This window comes from Paenibacillus sp. WC2504, from assembly GCF_052682475.1.
Map to the genome: position 1 here is coordinate 3,738,973 of NZ_JBQZFH010000001.1, position 19,376 is coordinate 3,758,348.

At 45.3% G+C, this 19,376-nt stretch carries 13 protein-coding genes and 1 riboswitch; of the genes, 11 read left to right on the top strand and 2 right to left on the bottom strand.

Annotated elements, in window-relative coordinates; genetic code table 11:
* Positions 1-329: 329 nt before the first annotated feature.
* The 3 genes from ACUN27_RS16660 (at position 330) to ACUN27_RS16670 (ending at position 8,396) form a co-directional block, all read left to right on the top strand.
* Positions 330-7,241: an S-layer homology domain-containing protein gene (locus tag ACUN27_RS16660; protein ID WP_445559237.1), complete on the top strand. Its 6,912-nt coding sequence runs from the start codon at positions 330-332 to the stop codon at positions 7,239-7,241.
* Between the two features lie 119 nt (positions 7,242-7,360).
* Positions 7,361-7,771, top strand: coding sequence for a GNAT family N-acetyltransferase (locus tag ACUN27_RS16665; RefSeq protein ID WP_315950777.1), 411 nt, complete (start codon positions 7,361-7,363; stop codon positions 7,769-7,771).
* A 73-nt stretch (positions 7,772-7,844) separates the two neighbouring features.
* A complete protein-coding gene (locus ACUN27_RS16670; protein ID WP_445559238.1) occupies positions 7,845-8,396 on the top strand; it encodes a dihydrofolate reductase family protein in 552 nt (183 codons plus the stop codon).
* Between the two features lie 53 nt (positions 8,397-8,449).
* Here the strand turns inward: ACUN27_RS16670 and ACUN27_RS16675 are convergent, their stop codons facing one another.
* Together ACUN27_RS16675 and ACUN27_RS16680 are read right to left on the bottom strand one after the other, a co-directional pair.
* Complete coding sequence (locus ACUN27_RS16675) at positions 8,450-10,516, bottom strand: glycoside hydrolase (RefSeq protein ID WP_445559239.1); 2,067 nt, start codon at positions 10,514-10,516, stop codon at positions 8,450-8,452.
* Entirely contained in the window at positions 10,513-11,115 is a 603-nt protein-coding gene (locus ACUN27_RS16680; protein WP_326059912.1) for a TetR/AcrR family transcriptional regulator, read from the bottom strand. Before ACUN27_RS16680 ends, ACUN27_RS16675 begins: the two co-directional genes overlap by 4 nt.
* 126 nt (positions 11,116-11,241) lie before the next feature.
* Between ACUN27_RS16680 and ACUN27_RS16685 the strand changes: the two genes are divergently transcribed.
* From ACUN27_RS16685 to ACUN27_RS16720, 8 genes are all read left to right on the top strand, one after another.
* On the top strand, positions 11,242-12,432 hold the full coding sequence (locus tag ACUN27_RS16685) for an MFS transporter (RefSeq protein ID WP_326059910.1): 1,191 nt from the start codon (positions 11,242-11,244) through the stop codon (positions 12,430-12,432).
* A gap of 110 nt (positions 12,433-12,542) precedes the next feature.
* Positions 12,543-13,442: an SDR family oxidoreductase gene (locus ACUN27_RS16690; protein ID WP_326059909.1), complete on the top strand. Its 900-nt coding sequence runs from the start codon at positions 12,543-12,545 to the stop codon at positions 13,440-13,442.
* A gap of 138 nt (positions 13,443-13,580) precedes the next feature.
* Positions 13,581-14,255, top strand: coding sequence for a carboxylesterase family protein (locus ACUN27_RS16695; protein ID WP_326059908.1), 675 nt, complete (start codon positions 13,581-13,583; stop codon positions 14,253-14,255).
* 109 nt (positions 14,256-14,364) lie between these two features.
* Positions 14,365-15,324, top strand: coding sequence for an alpha/beta hydrolase (locus ACUN27_RS16700; RefSeq protein WP_326059907.1), 960 nt, complete (start codon positions 14,365-14,367; stop codon positions 15,322-15,324).
* A 53-nt stretch (positions 15,325-15,377) separates the two neighbouring features.
* The gene (locus ACUN27_RS16705) at positions 15,378-15,878 is read left to right on the top strand and encodes a CBO0543 family protein (protein ID WP_315950769.1); all 501 of its coding nucleotides are present in this window, start codon (positions 15,378-15,380) and stop codon (positions 15,876-15,878) included.
* Between the two features lie 66 nt (positions 15,879-15,944).
* A riboswitch (ZMP/ZTP riboswitch) is annotated at positions 15,945-16,024 on the top strand.
* 50 nt (positions 16,025-16,074) lie between these two features.
* A complete protein-coding gene (locus ACUN27_RS16710) occupies positions 16,075-17,151 on the top strand; it encodes a GNAT family N-acetyltransferase (protein ID WP_445559240.1) in 1,077 nt (358 codons plus the stop codon).
* Between the two features lie 74 nt (positions 17,152-17,225).
* Complete coding sequence (locus tag ACUN27_RS16715) at positions 17,226-18,323, top strand: Gfo/Idh/MocA family protein (protein ID WP_445559241.1); 1,098 nt, start codon at positions 17,226-17,228, stop codon at positions 18,321-18,323.
* Positions 18,324-18,442: 119 nt separating this feature from the next.
* Entirely contained in the window at positions 18,443-19,243 is an 801-nt protein-coding gene (locus ACUN27_RS16720; RefSeq protein ID WP_315950766.1) for a class I SAM-dependent methyltransferase, read from the top strand.
* Positions 19,244-19,376: the final 133 nt, after the last annotated feature.

Here is a 19,376-nt window from a genome sequence, read left to right on the forward strand (position 1 = left end):
GCTTGGAAAAATATGGTCAATGTGAAAAGTCAATTAAAACGAAACTTACCGCCATAGACGATAGGAGCACAACCGCCAACCCAAAAAAACACATACCACCATAATAATCTCCATTGTCTGTTTCCACTATCAGCAATAGAGTGAAGCTATCCGAATGAATGTATGTGCTTCCAAATAACGGTTATTAATTCGGTCGTCAAGCTTCCGTTCTTCGGTGAGAGCAGGTTGTTAACGAAACAGGCTGCTTTGATTACAAGTAGGGGGGGATAACTTTCACTGATTGTTCTGCTGGGATGATGTTTTAGAAGCTATCATAAGGAGGCACTAGGATGCTCACGCAACAAGCTTTGAAGAAAGTTGTAAGCGCTATTCTAACAATTGCTATGATGCTTACGCTTTTGAACCCATTCGGGTTCTCTGCATCGACGGCGCATGCCGCACAGGGAGAGATGTTAAGCCTTTTTGAAGTCGAAGTAAGCAAGCCAGTAAACGCAGTAGTTGACGTTTCTCATGCAACCATTGGGATTTCGTTGCCCTACAGCGAATCTTACCAAATGCTGAACGTAACGACGAATCCGGGCGTTACTCCAACCGTTTTCAGAAGCGATGAAACAACAGCAATTCCGTTCGCTACAGACGGCATCAACCTAGGCGATGCCAAGCTGGATCAATTTTCACCAGATGGAATATCGACGTACTATCTGGTGCTAACTGATAAGAGTGACAGCAGCAACAGTAAGAAATACACCATTACCGTAACTGTAGAGAAGGAACTGCCGGCGTCCATAGCCAACTCTATGGGTCCTAATGACAAATATTTACCGCTAAATATTAAATCAGGCGAGCGTGCATGGGACGTACTTGGCGCTTCCAAAATCGGATTTGGAAGCACAACAGGGTCTATTGAAGGACCTGGGAAAGCCTCGTCTTACAGCGGTAAGGATTGGTTTGAATCGGTTTATGACCGTTCCGGAGACTACCCGGCAGCTCAGAGCGTTCCTGACTCTTGGCTGGGTGATAACATGTATCTGCAAACCATCGGCAAAACAGATGTGAATGCGCTTACGAAGTACGGAATTGAAGCTAGTGCCGGACTGGACAAGCTAAACACGGACATTTTGCGGTATCATGAATTTTTACCTTTCAAAACGCCTGAAGGGGTGAGCCGTGACGATGGTGACCGGGGAGCGGTCAACAGTGACCGTCAGCGTCTCGAAATCAAGAGCAATACCAGTGCATCGAATAGCGATGCCAATAGTGTGGGCGGCGATATTATGACCCATCACTGGAAGCTGATGCTTCCTTCGGAAACGATTAAGTATCAGATGGATGCCGCTGAGAAGGAAGCCGGTGACTTCATTGCTCCGCGACGTTTCTTCCACATTTTTCAATTAAAGGCGATTGAAGGGGATGAAGCCGGGCAGCCGATAACGACGCTTACGCTTGTTTCCGTCAATGGCAAAGGCTATTTGGAATTCAGAAACAATCCGGATGGGCAAGAAGCACACCGAATTAAGCCGCTCTTCACGATTCCATTAGATCAGGTCGTCGACCGTTGGCTGGATATGGAAGTGACGATTCTTAACGCTGATAAAGGCTATGTCTACGGCAAACTTGTTGATGTGGCAAGCAATACAGAACTCTGGAAAGGCGGCATGACGGCGGAGACTTTGAGACGCCCTGAAGTCTTGAACCCGGATTCGGGGAAAAAGGAACGAGTCGATCTGCCCGCAGTACCTGGACAACAGAACCGTTCAAAATGGGGATTGTACCGGGGAATGTACAATACAGTGAATGAATCGGTTTATGCCGACGAATTCCAAGCTGCAACGATGTATTTATCCGATATTTACTTAATTAAAAGGGATGCAAGCACCTATGTGTTCCCTGATGGTTGGGATCCAAACAGCCAGCCTAAGGATATCGTGGCATGGGATAGGAAGCCAGTCGTTTCGGCGGCGCCAGGCACAGCATTCGAGAACTTGGGCTTACCGGCACAACTGGACGTAACCTTGAGCACAGGCAAGATCGAAAAGGTAAATGTCACGTGGAGCCCGGAAGGCTATAATCCGGATGGTACGGGAAATTACAAAATCATTGGGCAATTTGCCGGAACTGGCATTACGAATACCCAAAATATTAAGCCGTATGTAGAAGTCAATATTTCAGGCATTAAAAACTGGGCAGTTACACCATCTGCCGAAATTAAAGTCGTTTCTCAAAGTGGAGGCACCAAAAATAACTTTATCGACGACCAGTCGGATACGGCTTGGCAAGCGAACAGCTCGCTAACCAAGACAGAAGGGTATCAATACTGGGCTGCTGTTAAACTGGAAAAAAACATCGAAATTAGCCGGATTCAGCTTGAATGGACCAGCAACAGCAAGTTTCTAAAAAATTATCAGCTGTACTATACGAACGATGCTGCTGCATATGACGAGCTGAAGGAAGGCACTTCTGTCTCGCCAACCTCATCGGCAACGAGGAAGCCGCTTCTAACCGAGCATGGTTCTTCTTGGATCCTGATCCCCGGAGCGGGAAAAACGACGGATCTGAGCAACAACGAGAAGACCGATTTGACACTGAACCAAACGGTAAATGCGCAATATGTCCTGCTAGTTTCCGATCTCACACTCGATAACAGTGCCGGCTCCATCAAAAGCAATGTATTTAACATTATCGGTCAGCCTTCTCGATCGGTAGAGAGCGGTTCAGTAAATCTGTTGGCTCCATCCCGATTTACACCGCAAGCAGGGGTGAACCTCAAGGTTAGCTCCGAGCAGCCTGACCATCCTGGAGCAGACGCCCTGAAGACGGGTGGAGCCGGATTTTGGCGAAACTCTAGCTCCAATGTGTATAAGGAGAATTATGCGCCATCCTCCTTGGCGTTAAGCCTTGACTTGGGATCTCCGAAGACAGTGGATAAACTATATCTTGAAATTCCGAACGCCATTGCCAATATTCAGAAGAATGCTACTCGATTCGAAGTTTACTACTCCAATGATCCTCTTTCTTGGGCAAGCAGCCCAACTACTTCGGATGTAGCTAACAACTATGATTGGGAAGGCAACGGCTGGAAGCTGGCCGGAGGCACGGAAACCGAAGGCATGTGGTCCTTTGTAACCTACAACGGACAGCAATGGGGCTTTGATACCAAAACGTTCTTATACCCGTTCACGGCGCGCTATGTAATGATCAACACGGTATTGGTTGGTCCACGCGATCGTCGTACGGATGAGAATACGTCGGCCATGGGGTTATCCGGCTTGGTGATTTATGGAAAAGATCCGGCATCCAACGCTACGGCTCTTACACCATCCAAAGCTGTCTACAGCACTTGGGATCAAAGCGAACCAATCAGCACCACAGTTAGCCTTGCCAGCGGTCAGACGATTACGGGAATCACGAATGCTCAAGGCAAGGAGCTTGTTTTAAATACGGATTATAAAGTAACTGGGAATAAGGTTACCTTCGAATCCTCGTTCCTCGCGAAGCTGCCGCTGGGCACGAATGAATTTACTTTCCGTCTCAGCAGCGGCACACCTTCTATTTTTACCTTGGACGTGACAGCGCGTGGGCTTGGAGAGAATAGCAAAACCATCAAAATGAATGCCATTGATGGCGTTTCTCCATACAATGTTCTGGGAGGTGCGATGGGCACCGACGAGCCGGTTGAAGGAGTAACCAAGCGAATTCGAGATGCTTACCATGCTTATTATGGGGATCGTCCTGAAGCGAATCTAGCTGACAACCATGTCCAAAGCGTCTGGGACAGCACCCTTCAGAAAAACGTGTTCAAAGTTGTTGCCCAAGGCAGAGGTCTGAACAATGAATTCGAAGACAAAGTTCGGAACGGCGAATATGCACACAAAGGTGTTTTTGACTGGGAAAAAGGTTATGTCGTCGGCGGTGCAGCCATCAACGACAGACAAAGAATCGAGATTCGCCCGGATGAAGATTCGACCAAGGATTTTACGGCATATAATGGCGATATTGTTTCCTATCAATGGATGTGGAACATTCCGGATGGCAATCAGTGGAACCAGTCTAACTTCAGACATATTTTCCAACTAAAAGCTACGAATGCCCAGGCAGCCGATACCCTCTCGGGAGGCAACAGTGCCGGTGAGAATGGGGCGTATATTCTAGCCATGTCGATTACCGGCAAGGATACAAGGGAGCTTATCATCAACCATAACCGGTACGATGGCGATAAGACCCTTCTGAGAATCCCGTTGAAAGATATCGGCAGTCATTGGATTAAAGTTGAGCTTCAGGCATTAATCTCCGATTCCGGTTGGCTGACGATAAAAATCACGGATACCGTTACCGGTAAAGTCTACACCTTTGACAGCCCGGATGTGTACCAAACGTTTCCGAAACAAGGGGCTGGAGACGGTGTGAAGGACTTGTGGAGAAGACCGGAAAGAAGCGTCAAGGTCGGAAGCGCCAATGTCAACTTCGAGACCGAGTATCCGGCTACTTTTGACCAATATTTGCGTCCGAAATGGGGCATTTACCGCAGCTCTAACGGCGGTACCAATTCAGCTTACGACGCCGAGCTGCAGCTTTCTGATATCACGATTACCAAAGTTGCAACCGGAGTATCTTCTACGAACCTGGCGCTGAATAAAAAAGCGTACAATGTTGATTCGACGGCAGGTGCCAATCCGATGCAGCTTGCATCCGCTAATGCTAATGCTTATGGGAATGCCAACAAACTGACAAGCGGTGTACTTGAAGATCCTATGATTTGGAATGTAAACAACGTGACCAACTTGGATCAAATTGGAAATTACTCTTGGTTGGGTACGGATGGCGCTAGAAAAGGTAGTTTTGTTATTGACCTTGGTCAAGCTATGGATTTCAGCCAAATCAGGCTGCTTGCCAAGTCTACCAGGTTGAAAGGAGCGACCGTTTATGTATCCGATGATTTCAGCAATCATTCGTCGGCTGCTGAATTGGAAAACTTGACTTTCAGCCAGGTTGATCTCAAAACCGAAGAAGGTTATACCTATGCTACAGGAAACCTTAACGGCGGAGATGACTCAACAGATGCATCCTATGCGTTGAATCTTGGAAAGACTTACCATGCCAGATATATCAAAATCATGGTAGAAAACGCATCGGGCGGCAACGCAGGTACTGATTTAACGGGTCCTCCCCGGCTTACACAGGTTCAAGTCTTCAACGCACCGACGCCTCCACAGAATCTGAAAATAGCAACCAACGGTTCGTCTGCGGTTCTAAAGTGGGATTCTAGTGAGCGGAGTGAAGGCTTCACGGTTTATAACGGGACAGAAGTTGTTGCCGAATTGCCGGCAAATACGACAAGTTATGTACTGCCAAACAATTCGTCTGACACTACAGCAATCTCGGTAAGGTCAAAGGGAACAGATCCATATTCCCGCAAATTTATGATCTCAGCACCCACTTATCCAGTGCCTAGTGTACCTACGGATGTCAATCCTGTCATTGTTAGCATTGCACCGGAGAACATTGTGACCGTAGTAGGGACAGCACCGGTTATGCCGACCGTTGTGAGCGCTGTCTACAGCGACAGCTCGACCCAAAAGCTGCCTGTAGCTTGGAATCCCATTGATCCTATCCAATACGCGGCTCCAGGGAACTTTACCGTTGAAGGAACCGTTACTGGAAGCGTATATAAGGCTTTGGCTAACGTTGCTGTTACCTCAGGTTCGGTCACATGGCCGGCTCAATCCCTTCTGACCGTTTCGGAAGTTGGCGAAACGACGGCAACTTTGCGATGGACAGCAGCGCAAGCTGTGAGAGGGATAGCAGCATATAAGCTTTATACGGTTACCGGCAGCACGTATTCCGAGATCGTATCGGTCGGTGATGTTCTTACTTATAAGCTGTCGGGTCTGATGGAGGGAAGCAACTATACCTTCACGATTCAAGCCGTAGATAAAGATGGCGTTAGAAGCGTGTACGGACCGGCGGCTAGTTTCCGGACCTATAATAGATCAAGAGATTCTTCAGATACTCCAATTTCCACAGGTTCTGCAACAGCTCCTGTAGCGCCTAGTGGTTCCAATACGAACCCGGGCATTATTAATCTTGATAAGGATGCCAAAGTTACAAAAGAAACGGCGCCTGATGGAAGTACGGTAACAAAAGTCACTGTGGATGCGAAAGCGTTGGAGAAAGCCTTAGCTAACCCGCTCGTCATCATTGATGTGAAAGGCAGCGACTCGGCTATGAAAGTGGAACTTCCAGGCAATGCTCTTCTCAGTGCGACGAATAAACAAAGTAAATTGGTTATTCAATCGAACGGAATTCGTTATGAATTGCCAGCAACCCTGTTTGCAAGTATCCAGAAAGACTCTACAGTGGTCGTCTCGATAGCAAAAGTAACGGGCAAAGCTGGAGACGATGTGAATGCTGCGGTGAATAACCTGAATGCGAAGCAAGTGATTACGAACCCGATCGAATTTACGATCACAGTTAACGGTTCGGAAATCACGGATTTCGGGGGAGTTTATGTCGACCGTACCATTAACCTGGGTCAAGTGACCGTGGACCCCGCTACTATGACCGCAGTATGGGTTGATTCCAACAAGCAGGTTCACTTTGTTCCGGCTGTTGTAACAACAAAAGACGGAACTACGGAAATAACAATTCATTCGCCTCACAACAGCGTTTATACCGTTATCCAATCGGAGAAGTCGTTCCGTGATTTGCAAGGGCATTGGGCTAAAACAGACATTGAATGGCTTGCAAGTAAATTGATTCTAAACGGTATGACCGATGAGCAATTTGCACCTGAAGCTAACGTGACGCGCGCTGAGTTTGCGGCTATGCTGGTTCGTTCCCTTGGTTTAGTGGAAACAAAAGTAAACGTGTTTCACGATGTTCAATCCACGGATTGGTTTGCCGGAACCGTAGGCTCGGCTTCAAAAGCTGGATTGATCGATGGCTATGAGGACGGTAATTTCCAACCTAACGCCAATATGACTCGTGAACAAATGGTTGTGATGGTAATCCGGGCAATGAAAGTCGGCGGCATGGAAATGCAAGGCGATATCTCGGTATTGAACAAATTCGCCGACCGATCGGATATCGGGGAATGGTCGAAAGAAGCCGTTTCGCAGGCTTTGAAAGCCGGACTTATTCAAGGTATGTCCGACACCGTTTTCGCTTCGAAGGAACCTGCAAATCGTGCACAAGCTGCTGCGATTTTGAAGCGTGTGCTGCAGTTCCTGAGCTTTATTAACTAAATTCCTCCAGGTCTCAAAATAAGCAGCCGCCTTCGATTTCTCGAAGGCGGCTGTTTGGGTAAGAGGAATCCGAGCATATAGAAGGAATTTGTATGTATGAATAACGGAGGTGGAGAAGTGTGCGAATTATAACAGCGACAGAAAGAGACATTGATTTTATAAAAAGCAGAGATCACCATCTGAAGGAGAACTTAATTGCACCCAAAATCAGAGAGAACGAAATTTTCTTGTTCCGAGATGAGCGTGATGAAATCATCGGTTGGATGCGTTTTAGTTACTTCTGGGATAATACACCGTTTATGAATATGATTTGGTTCGACGAACCTTACCGTAAACAAGGGTTGGGGAAGCAAGTCGTCGATTTTTGGGAAAATCGCATGAAAGAGCAAGGCTTTGAACGGGTTATGACATCAACCCAAGCTGATGAAGAGGCGCAGCATTTTTATAGAAAATTGGGTTACAAAGACTCAGGATGCTTATTGCTGGATGATCAAGCTATGGAGATTATTTTTACGAAAAAGTTGATTTGATAGAACTATGACATTAATTGACATGGTTAATGTCTATACTAGGCAGTAGATCAACGAAAGGAGTTAACCATCCGTGACCCGTAAAATAATTTTAGATTTAGCTGTTACTTTAGATGGTTTTATTGAAGGAAGTAAGGGGGAAGTTGATTGGTGCGTGATGGACGCCGAGATGGGGTTCACGCAGTTCTTAAAACAAATTGATACCATCCTATATGGAAGAAAAAGTTATGATTTATGGGGGCAATATACGCCTGAATCTGAAAATGAAGAGACGGATCATGAAATTTGGGATCTCGTTCATAGTAAAGAGAAATATGTGTTTTCAAGAACACAAAATGGGACAGATCATAAAGCCATCTTCATTAATGATCATATTTTGGAAGAAGTAAATAAAATAAAGAATAAGCCAGGCCAAGATATTTGGCTGTATGGTGGAGCAAGTCTTATTACAACTTTTATCCATTTAGGACTAGTTGATGAGTTTAGATTATCTGTGCACCCTGTTATTCTGGGAGAAGGAAAGCCGTTGTTTACGGATATAAATCAGAGGCTAAACCTAAAATTGATTACTACCAAAACATTCTCCTCTGGCGTTGTGCAGCTAATCTATCATATGAATGAGTAATAACGAAAGAAGAACCAACCGTTATGCCGGTTGGTTCTCTATTTGTTTATATGCTACTTACGGGCAAGAAGCTTAACGTTATCTGCAGCATGGAAGATCGAACGCTGTTTTCCTTCATAAATAACAGCCGACACCGCCGGAATAACATCGTCCTCGACCTTGACTTCATGTTCGGAAAAGTTGGCAATAACCTTGAGATCAGTACCATACTGAGCGCTTTGAACAAGTCTGTCTTCGGTTAATACGGCGAAATTGCTCATTTGTTGAGTGACGGCTTGCTGATGGAAAGGGGACCATACTTTCAAATAATTAAGAATGCTGGCTTTCTCTTGCTCCCAAGTTGCACGGTTCAAGTGATACAACGGTGGCACATTGTACAAAAGGCCATATAGCATTTTATCCGCTTTATCACCCTTAATCTTATAGGTACCCCACTCCCAATGATTAGTCGTAATAATGGAGTTATTATAAACAAGCTTGTATAAAGGCAAGGCGTACATGGGGTCATTGTATACCTTTTCATACAGCGGTTTAATCGGTACTGACTTGCCGTAACGTTCCGGGATGCCGGATGCAGCGTAATATCCGCCTACATAGTAGGGGCTGTTTTTATTTTCCCGCATATCCGGGTCGCCCCAAGCGATGACGGGGCTCTCGATGCCTTGCGCATAAGCGATAACGCCACTCGCGTAATCATTACCACCCTCCGAGCCAACCACCATATGTTTATCCTTCGCAAAGTACCTAAACCGATCTAAGCGGGCCATCATGTCCTGAAGCTGTGTCGTCGGATGATCGGGGGAGAAATCGTCGTAGACATCGCCAGTTGCGTCTGAGTCGACAAACCACGAGTTGTAACCAATCCCGTCTTGAAGGATTCCCTCAACCCGCTGTTTTACACTAGGCATAGCTAAAGTTGGATTCAATTTTCGCCCCCTTTGAAGAAAGCCGGCAATCTTCGAACCATCCTTTTTGGCGATCGTTGCCTGATCATAAAGCGAAGGATCAGGGAAGAACGCCGTGTTCCATGAAGGATCGGGTTGCTCCTGAATGGAATGGTAGGAATCATATGGAGCTATTAAATATCCCGCCTTATTGGCTGCTTCAACCATTCGAGGATTGCTAAGACCGTCAGCCCAGTTGGGAAGTCCAATCCATGCTTTTTGAACGCCCGACTTCTGCATGTCGTTGATTAGATCGGTTGAATCCGCCTGTCCCCAAGTAGAAATATCGCCCGCGGCATCTTTCAGCACACTCTTGAGCAACAGCTTGTTTAAGTCGTACAGTTTTTGCTCGCTTAAATGATCAATGCCCTGATCCATCAGCTTCTGCGCCTCACTTCCCGGATTCGGAAACACGGCCTGTGAATAGAAACTTTTCAGTTTCATTCCTTGATTGAGTGCACTTAGGACAACTCTTTTCTGATAGGCGTCCAAACTGTTCTGTTTCGCGAGGTCCTTCAACACCTGCGCAAGTTCATCGCTACCTTCAGCTGTACCTGCGAGCAGCTTGACCAGCCACTCACCAAGAGCACCCGAGAGTAGCGGGCGGATTTTCGGCCACTGGACATCACGATCGGTGAGGATCGACTCGCTCCATAAGTATATCTGTGGCGCTCCGTACAGTTTTTGAATATCCGGATTATCTTTCGATTTGTCCGCAAGCGTAACGTATTTTCCGCTTTCTTCTATATAGCTTTTGTAAGGTTGAACCATTTGCTGTGGATCATTGCCCATAACATACAGGCGGAATCCATAGCTTTTATCTTTATTGATGCTTGGAAATGCGTGTGTAAATTGAAATTGAAGAGAAGAAGACGTATCGAAATGAACCTCATCATTGAATTTATTTGTAACCACATAAACCAGGGAGAAGGGGTCATTTTTCAAAGCAAAAAAGTCCATCGAGAACGACTCACTCCAAGTGTAGCTCTGATCATCCAAGAAAATCCGCCAATTCGTGTCGTCTGCCGGAATGATCTTTCCTTCGCCCAAGGGAAGTACGTAACTCTGTGCTTTCACTGAAGGCCATTGAAACTGCTCTGCGCCTATGGAATCGAAGTGAATATCGAGATAATTGTTTTTCTTGGCGATACTCACTTTAGATGGAGCTGTCTTCACCGTTGAGAAAAGGCAAAGGAGTCTCCTAGCATCCGCTCCACGACTTGTTGAAACGCCAGCTTCTTGTGCTTCAGCGTATCCTCAGACCAAATGAAAATACCTGGATCAAACATAAAATGAATGCCCATGAGCAAAATTTCCGCGGTTTCCTGCAGGTGCTGAATGCGGAAAATACCTTCCGCCACCCCTTGCTCCAATATGCGGATCACGTAAGGTACGCTTTGCTGGACCGTCTGTACAAGAACCTTTTGATGTATAAATGCGTTATTCTCATGGTGTAGAAACTCAAGCATCTTACTTTCTTCTTCACTAGGTTCTTCCGCCCATATGAGCTTATGGATCTTTTCTTCCGTCGTCAGATTGCTATCGGTTAAGACACGGATCGTGTTCACTTTCTCAGTGACCAAGCTGTCTATAATAGCTGTCATAATGTCACTTTTTGTCTTGAAATGATAATAAAATGTCCCTTGAGCCACACCTAATTTTTTGACGATATCACTGACGGCCGTTTGTTCATAACCCTTACTGCTAAAAAGCTCTAAAGAAGCATCTATCATTTCTTGCCGCCGAATTTCCGGTTTTTTGGATACTCTTGCCATGAATTTCATCCCTCTCGTTGTATCGCTACTATGATTGTATTGACTGACTGACTATTAGTCAATATAATAAGAACGTAAAGTAATAACTGACTGATTGTCAGTCGAATAATGAGGGGTGATGTTAAGATGAAACTCAGACTAATCTTGTACGTGATCGGATTCAGTGCATTTGCCGGATCTCTTGGACAAAATTTATATACTCCTTTACTGGCCGAGATGCAGAAGAGTTTACACACAACAAGTTATATGATGAGCTTGACGGTTTCTTTATTTCTGGTTGCTCTAGCTGTCATGCAGGTCGTATTTGGTTCATTAGCCGATACAAAAGGCAGAAAAAAAATTCTTATACCGGCATTAATTGTTTATGCCGCAGCGTCTTTTGGATGCGTTTTTTCCCATTCCATCGGTCTATTTCTTGTGTTCCGCGTCCTTCAGGGTATTGGTTCAGCAGCAATTCCCGTTGTTGGAGCTGCTGTTATCGGAGACATGTTCCGTGGAAATGAATTAGCAAAAGGTATGGCGACTTATCAGCTAATGCTGCTGCTAGCCCCTGCCGTCGGTCCGCTTCTCGGTGGTGTGATTGGAGAGAAATTTGGATACCAAGGCGTGTTTCTATTTTTAACAGTTATCATTTTATTATTATTGATAGCCAACGTGAAACTATTGGTTGAAACAAAACCTCAGGGATCGACTGCTACGCCTTTTGCTTTGAAATCTTTCGGTGTGACTTTTCAAAATCATCTTAGTGCAGTCGTCTTGATTTATGGTTTTGCACAAAGCGTTGTGTATTTAATTTATATCGTATTTCTACCGCATATCTTAGGGAATCATTATCATATGGCCGCAGGTAAAATTGGAGTCATTCTATTGGCTATGTCCGCTTCCACCATTGTTAGTATTAAAATCGGAAGCTGGATGCGGAATCAGCTAGGTAATAAAGCTAGTTTAGTATTCGCATTTTTGTTACAGTCATGCACAGTCATCTTGTTTGCTATAACAGCACACTTGTCTCTGCCAATGTTAATTGGAGATATCTGTCTATTTGGGTTCGCAATGGGGTTGACCGTGTCGCTTCCTGTGACCATTCTAGCCGAACAATTTCCGGAGGAGCGCGCGACTGCAATTGGCGTATACAATCTGGTTCGCTATTTGGGGATGGCGGTTGGCCCTGTGATTGGTTCTAGACTATATTCGGATACTGATTTAAAACCCTTGTTCCTAACCTGTGGGTTAGCGTTTCTAGGATTAGTCTTCTTTGGCGCGGCATGGATAGGTTTAAAACGTACAGTGGGACAAAGCTCATCAATTGCAAAATAAGTTGGATAGGAAAATAGGGGCGCTTGACTGCGGTCCTATTTTTCGAAATGGAACCATTGATTATATAGGCGAATACCCTATCGTACAAAGAAGTGCAGGGAGGACTCGCCATGATACCCATGTATCCTTATTTCGGTTATGAGACACGATGCCGTCTGCAGCCGTTAACTTTTCCGCCTCAACATCAAAACGTACAGCCCGGATTAGAATATGTTATGAACCCAACTCCGATTTCCGATAATCCTCAATACAAAGGAAGCGGTAAGTTGGCGGGCAAGGTGGCGATTATTACAGGTGGCGACAGTGGTATTGGCCGTGCGGTGGCAATCGGATTTGCAAAAGAAGGTTCAGATGTGGTCATTGTTTACTTGTATGAAAAAGAAGATGCGCTTGCAACGAAGCAAATGGTCGAGAATTACGGTGGTCGATGTTTGTTGATTGAATGCGATTTAAGACAGCCACTTGCAGCTAAAGCGGTCGTGAAACAGACCTTAGAGTATTATGGGAGGCTGGATACGCTTGTTTTGAATCAAGGGGTACAATTCCCACAAGAAAGCATTTTGGATATTACGGATGAACAACTGGAAGACACGTACCGTACCAATATATTTCCACTATTTTATATGGCGAAAGCTGCGCTTCCCTACTTGCAGCCGGGAAGTACGATCATTTCTACGGCTTCTGTTACTGCTTATGCCGGAGCGCCGCTGCTTGTCGATTATTCTTCAACCAAAGGTGCGATCGTATCTTTTACAAGATCATTATCTCTCCAATTAGTGAGTAAAGGAATCCGAGTGAATGCCGTAGCTCCAGGCCCGATCTGGACACCGCTTATTGTATCCAGTTACTCTGCGGAGTACGTAAAAACTTTCGGTATGGAAACACCGATGAAACGGGCTGGGCAGCCTTTTGAGCTTGCACCGACCTACATTTATTTGGCATCAGACGATTCGTCCTTTGTGACGGGTCAGGTTCTTCATGTAAATGGCGGCATTATGACGGAAACGTAAGGGGTAAATTATATTTGTAAGAACTGCCGCGTATATCGCGGCTTTTTTATTTCAAAAAATTCGGTTGCAGGAAATAGAAGAACTAGGATGGAATTAATTGTAAAATGAGTTTTAAACTTATAGTGGGGAGGGTTCAAAATGGCTGTATCCAATCATGTTTTTAGCAAAGAGAATCCATTTAAAGTGAATATGAATTATCAATTATACCTTCCGTATGCTGATGGAATAAACCGAGATGAAAAATATCCGTTAATCGTCTTTTTACATGGTGTTAAAAAGCGTGGCGAAGATATTAGTTTGTTAGATAACTATGGACTTACCTGGATAGCAGAAGGAAAAAGCGATTTTCCATTTATTGTGGTTACTCCTCAATGCCCTACAGACTCTAATTGGGTACAACAATTCTATTCCGTTAAGGCTTTGGTTGATGAAATTATCATGAATAACCCTGTAGATACCGAGAGAGTTTATTTAACTGGATTTAGTATGGGCGGAAATGGAACATGGGATTTTGCTTCAAGAGCACCTGAATTTTTTTCAGCCATCCTGCCAATTTCAGGGTGGTTTGAGCCGGAGCAAGCTAACCTGCTAAAGAATATACCAATTTGGGCTTTTCATTGTGTGGACGATGATGTTGTTCGAGTAACCGGGACAGAAGATATGGTTAGGTCGATCACAAATATAGGTGGAAACATCAGAGCGACATACTACTCCGAACTGGGTCACAGCCATAAAGTCATGGAAGAGACGTATAACAATCAAGAATTATATATGTGGCTACTGAAACACAAAAGAAATGCACGACTAGGGTAATTCCATTCAATCTAAAAAGTGACAATGAAAAGTAAGAGATTAATCTCCCATCAAATTGGTTAATAAATTGGGACCACAAAATGAAGCTAAATGAAAGGTGGTTCCAAAAATGAAGAAGAAAATCGTACTTGAAAAAGCAGCACAAGACTTTGTAAAAGCTACAGCTAACCCACCATTTCTTTTTGATTTAGGGCCGAAAAAAGGAAGGGAAACCGTTGACGAAGTTCAAAACGGACCTATCGCCAAGTTGCCTGTTGACGTGGAGAATTTAACAATCCCGGGAGGGCTCAAAGGGGACATATCTCTAACGATTATTCGTCCTCAAAACCATTCGGGCTCCTTACCAGTAATTCTTTACACTCACGGTGCAGGCTGGGTCTTCGGAAATGTCCATACGCATGACCGATTAATTCGAGAATTAGCGGTTGGGTCTCAATCCGCAGTTGTTTTTACAAACTACAGCCTGTCGCCGGAAGCAAGATATCCGGTTGCGATTGAGGAAGTATTTGCCGCTCTAAAATGGGTTGCCGAGCATGGAAAAGAAAAGGGATTACATTCAAACAACATAACAGTTGCAGGGGATAGTGTCGGTGGTAATATGAGCGCTGCCATTACCTTAATGGCCAAAGAGCGCGGAGGTCCTCAGATCCGCAAACAGGTGCTTTTTTATCCAGTCACTGATGCGTCGTTTGAGACGGAGTCTTATAAAGACTTTTCAACAGGATATTTCCTTCGCCAGGATGCTATGAAATGGTTCTGGGACCAGTATACAACTGATCCAGGAGAGAGAGCGGAAATAACCGCCTCACCCTTAAGAGCTTCCATAGAACAACTGAAAGGACTTCCGGAAGCACTTGTGATTACAGCTGAAGCAGACGTACTAAGGGATGAAGGAGAAGCATATGCGAATAAATTGAGAGAAGCCGGGGTTCGGGTTACAGCTGTACGCTTCCAAGGTACAATTCATGATTTCCTCATGCTCAACGCGCTTGCGGACACAGCTGCAGCAAGAGGAGCTATTCTGCTTGCAAATGCATGGATCCGTGAAAGTGAGAGAGCATACGTGTAAATGGATCTGGGAACAATACAAGTAAAACGATGCAATGTTACGGGGTATTCGAAATGATTTTCATTGCTATGGCTATATTATCTGTCCTTTCGGCATGGCGTTGGGGAGACTGGCGAAATTGGCAAAAATACCATGCAACAATGTTATATTTCTTGCTTGGAGACGTATTTTATATTTTGCTGACAAAAGATTACCCTCTATGGCAGCATCAGTCGAAGCCTCCAATTCATAGTGGGATAGGTACTGAAATATGTTGTTTAGTGGCATTTGCAGCTACAACGCTGATATTCCTTGGTTTATACCCAAAAGGAGTTGCTAAAGCAACATTATGGATAGGATTATGGGTCGTCATTTATTCCCTCATTGAAGTCATATACATGTTTACAGGAGCGATTAAACATTTTAACGGTTGGACCATGCTTTATTCCGTTGTATTTAATATGATCACGTTTCCAATGCTTCGTTTACATTTCAGTCGGCCAATACTTACGTATGTGATTTCCATAACACTCGCTTTTGGTTTATTAGTCCTATTTAAAGTTCCAATTAAATGATCGGTTCAGGAAATAAGTGTATTCATCTAGACGGCTTCATTTTTTATTTGTATAATAAAGGGAAATTCTGGTATGCGTAACTGGCGAAACGTAGAGGACTACGGGGGAGCGCGTATGTCATATAGCCGATCGCCTGGGCAGAGCGTTTGATCCAATGGGTCAGGTGCTCTTTTTTATTTCTGAGGAGATGATGTCGATGAAGAGGACAAGGCATGTCGGAGTTGTGCTGTACGATAAGGTTGATACGTTGGATTTTACCGGTCCTCATGATGTATTTGGGGTGGCTGGGTATTTGAGCAGCAATTTTCAGGTCTTTACGGTAGCCGAAAAGGCAACCCCATTGACAACCGTTAGCGGTATCACTATTACGCCACAATTTAGTTTTGATACTTGCCCTGCAATTGACATTCTCATTATGCCTGGAGGGTGGGGAGCTCGCACAGAAATAAACAATTTGCCACTGATCAATTGGGTGCGTGAAACGGCGAACAACGCCGAAATTGTGCTCTCCATATGTACAGGCGCTTTACTGCTGGCGAAAGCGGATTTATTGGAGGGGCTTCGTGTGACAACGAATCGGATGGCGTACGACCTTTTACAGGGCATGCTTTCACCTGGTACGACAGTTGTGAAGAATGTCCGGTATGTTGATAACGGAAGAATCGTCATGTCCGGCGGTGTAACTACAGGATTTGATGCGGCGTTACATGTTGTAGCAAGGTTGTCAGGTGAAGCATTGGCGATGGAAACAGCTGCACGGCTGGAGTACTGTTGGCAGGGCAAGCTGGACATTCGCAGAGCAGAACTGGCAGATGCAGAGTCGGTGCGAGAGCTTCTGGTTCATGCAGCCAGGTGGATTGAGCGGACGCATGGCTTTATTCAGTGGCGTGAGGAGAGGTTTACGCAAGCGTATGTGTTCGATTTGATTCGACAGGATGAGTTTTTTGTGGCGCACATGGAAGGAGTACCCGTCGGCTGTCTTTCCATTCAATGGAGGGACGAAGAGATCTGGGGCGAGCAATTCCACGAAAATGCTGGCTATGTGCATCGTTTGGCGACCTCTCGGGACTATCCAGGCATGGGGATAGGCACGCGGTTGCTCAATTGGGCGGAAAGCTATATCAGAGAACAAGGGAAATCTTGGATTCGCCTTGATTGTATGGCTGATAACAAGGCACTCAACAGATATTATACCCGTGAAGGATTCGCGTTTTGTGGACGCTATGAAGCTCAAGGATGGACCGCGCACTTGTATGAACGGCAGATCCTTTAGTAAAATAAAATCTAGTAAAACTTGTAAGTTTTCTATTATCATAGTGGCATTTAACGAAAGCGAGGAGAACGGTCATGTCATTGATAGAATTCGGTATTGTCGGCAGAGGGTGGAGAGCCGATTTTTATTTGCGGATTGCCAAAGCGCTGCCCCAGCATTTCGCCGTCCGTGCGATGCTAGTCCGTGACGAGGAACGCGGCAAGGAGATTGAAGATGAGTGGGGTGTGAAAACCTATCGTGATATGGAGTCTTTCGCTTCAAGCGGGCCAATTCAGTTCGCGGTCGTATGCGTCCCATGGGAGGCAGCGCCTTCCTGCACATTGGAATTAGCTGAGCGGGGAATTCCCGTTTTGACAGAGACACCTCCGGCTAAGGACATCGCGACCATGATCGACTTGTACGAATCCCTGAAAAAGCTGAAAGGACACGTACAGGTAGCCGAACAATACTTGTATCAACCGATGCATGCTGCGCGTATTTCTTTAGTGAGGGCCGGCAAACTAGGCGACGTTTCTCAAGTGCAAGTCTCGGCAGCTCATGGTTACCATGGCATTAGTTTGATACGAAAGTTGCTAGGCATTGACTTCGAGAATGCCGTCATCCGGGGACAGAGATTTACGTCGAATCTGGTGAAAGGTCCTGGGCGTAATGGACCTCCCGAAAGTGAAGTCATGGCTGATTCTGTCCAGGATATCGTTACACTTTCCTTCGGAAATAAGCTGGCACTGTTTGATTTTACAGGAGATCAGTATTTTTCTTGGGTTCGCAAAAATCGCTTCCTCGTTCGTGGAAACCGCGGAGAACTAACAGACGAAACGTACCGCTATTTGCGGGATTTCAAAACACCGATATACGGTGATCTGCGAAGAATCGATACTGGCCATAATGGTAACCTTGAAGGGTACTATCACCGAGGCATTACAGCAAATGATGAATGGGTATATGAAAATCCATTTGTTCCTAGCCGCTTATCTGACGATGAGATTGCTATCGCTACGAGTTTAAGCAAGATGGCGGACTATCTGCAAGGTGGGCCGGAATGCTATGGGTTGGAAGAGGCTATGCAGGATCATTATTTGTCTATTATGATGCAAGCGGCCATCGAGTCGGGGGAAGAGTTAACGACAACAACTCAGCCTTGGGCGCACGACGGTGCAAATGCTTCCTCCTAAATGAACGAGCATTAGGAAGTAAGAACAGGCATATTGGAACGAGCTATCCGTATATCTATGTTTTATCACAAGCTGGCTGCTGTTATCACAAGACAGAACGTCAGAGGAGCGTGACTGCTATGACTGATTATACGGAACGGAACCGCGAACACTGGAACGCCCGTACAGCCGTCAATGCCAAAAGATACGATATCTCCGGGTTTAAGGCAGGCAAAATTACCTTGACCCCAATCGAACGAGAGGAACTAGGCGATGTTTCCGGTAAGTCGTTGTTGCACTTCCAGTGTCACTTCGGTTTGGATACGCTCTCCTGGGCTCGTCTCGGCGCACAAGTTACTGGGGTAGATTTCTCCGAGGATGCGATTGCACTCGCCGAACGTTTGACCCAGGAAACAGGGTTAAATGCGCGGTTTCTCTGTTCGGACATTTACGAACTTCCTAAGGTGCTCGAGGATAAGTTCGATATCGTTTTTACGTCGGGCGGTGTTTTGTTTTGGCTCTCAGATCTTGATCGGTGGGCGAAGATTATCGCGCATTTCCTCAAACCTGGGGGGATATTTTACTTGCAAGAGGAGCATCCGTTTCTCAATGTCTTTGATGATGCTGCCCATGTGACCGAATTGCTCACACGCTATCCTTACTTTCACACGGAAGAGCCCGTTCGAATTGAGGGAATTATCCCACATTCTGATCCAGCAGCTAATCAGCAGGGGGTTGAATATGTCTGGAGCTACAGTTTCAGCAATATACTGAATGCCTTGATTGCTGCCGGCCTTCGATTGGATTATCTCCATGAGTTTCCACACGGAAACAACCAACGATTCCCATTCATGGAAAAAGGTGAGGATGGATGGTGGCGATGGAAAAACGCCGATAACCATATTCCCCTCACATTCTCGCTGCAAGCCACGAAAGTATGAAAAATAACATTTTCGAGGAAAAGCTTGAGAAATCAAGCTTTTTTTATTTTTATACTGAGTCAGTTTTGCCTGTAACTCAGGTCGGATCTTGTCGAGTTGTGTGAAAGTGTTGTGAAGAGACCTCAAGTTGTTC

Coding starts and splice junctions, on each gene's coding strand:
- ACUN27_RS16680 (WP_326059912.1), bottom strand. CDS start 11,115: ATGGCAAGAGTATCCAAAAAACCGGAAATTCGGCGGCAAGAAATGATA.
- ACUN27_RS16710 (WP_445559240.1), top strand. CDS start 16,075: ATGAAGAGGACAAGGCATGTCGGAGTTGTGCTGTACGATAAGGTTGAT.
- ACUN27_RS16695 (WP_326059908.1), top strand. CDS start 13,581: ATGGCTGTATCCAATCATGTTTTTAGCAAAGAGAATCCATTTAAAGTG.
- ACUN27_RS16715 (WP_445559241.1), top strand. CDS start 17,226: ATGTCATTGATAGAATTCGGTATTGTCGGCAGAGGGTGGAGAGCCGAT.
- ACUN27_RS16690 (WP_326059909.1), top strand. CDS start 12,543: ATGATACCCATGTATCCTTATTTCGGTTATGAGACACGATGCCGTCTG.
- ACUN27_RS16720 (WP_315950766.1), top strand. CDS start 18,443: ATGACTGATTATACGGAACGGAACCGCGAACACTGGAACGCCCGTACA.
- ACUN27_RS16660 (WP_445559237.1), top strand. CDS start 330: ATGCTCACGCAACAAGCTTTGAAGAAAGTTGTAAGCGCTATTCTAACA.
- ACUN27_RS16685 (WP_326059910.1), top strand. CDS start 11,242: ATGAAACTCAGACTAATCTTGTACGTGATCGGATTCAGTGCATTTGCC.
- ACUN27_RS16700 (WP_326059907.1), top strand. CDS start 14,365: ATGAAGAAGAAAATCGTACTTGAAAAAGCAGCACAAGACTTTGTAAAA.
- ACUN27_RS16705 (WP_315950769.1), top strand. CDS start 15,378: ATGATTTTCATTGCTATGGCTATATTATCTGTCCTTTCGGCATGGCGT.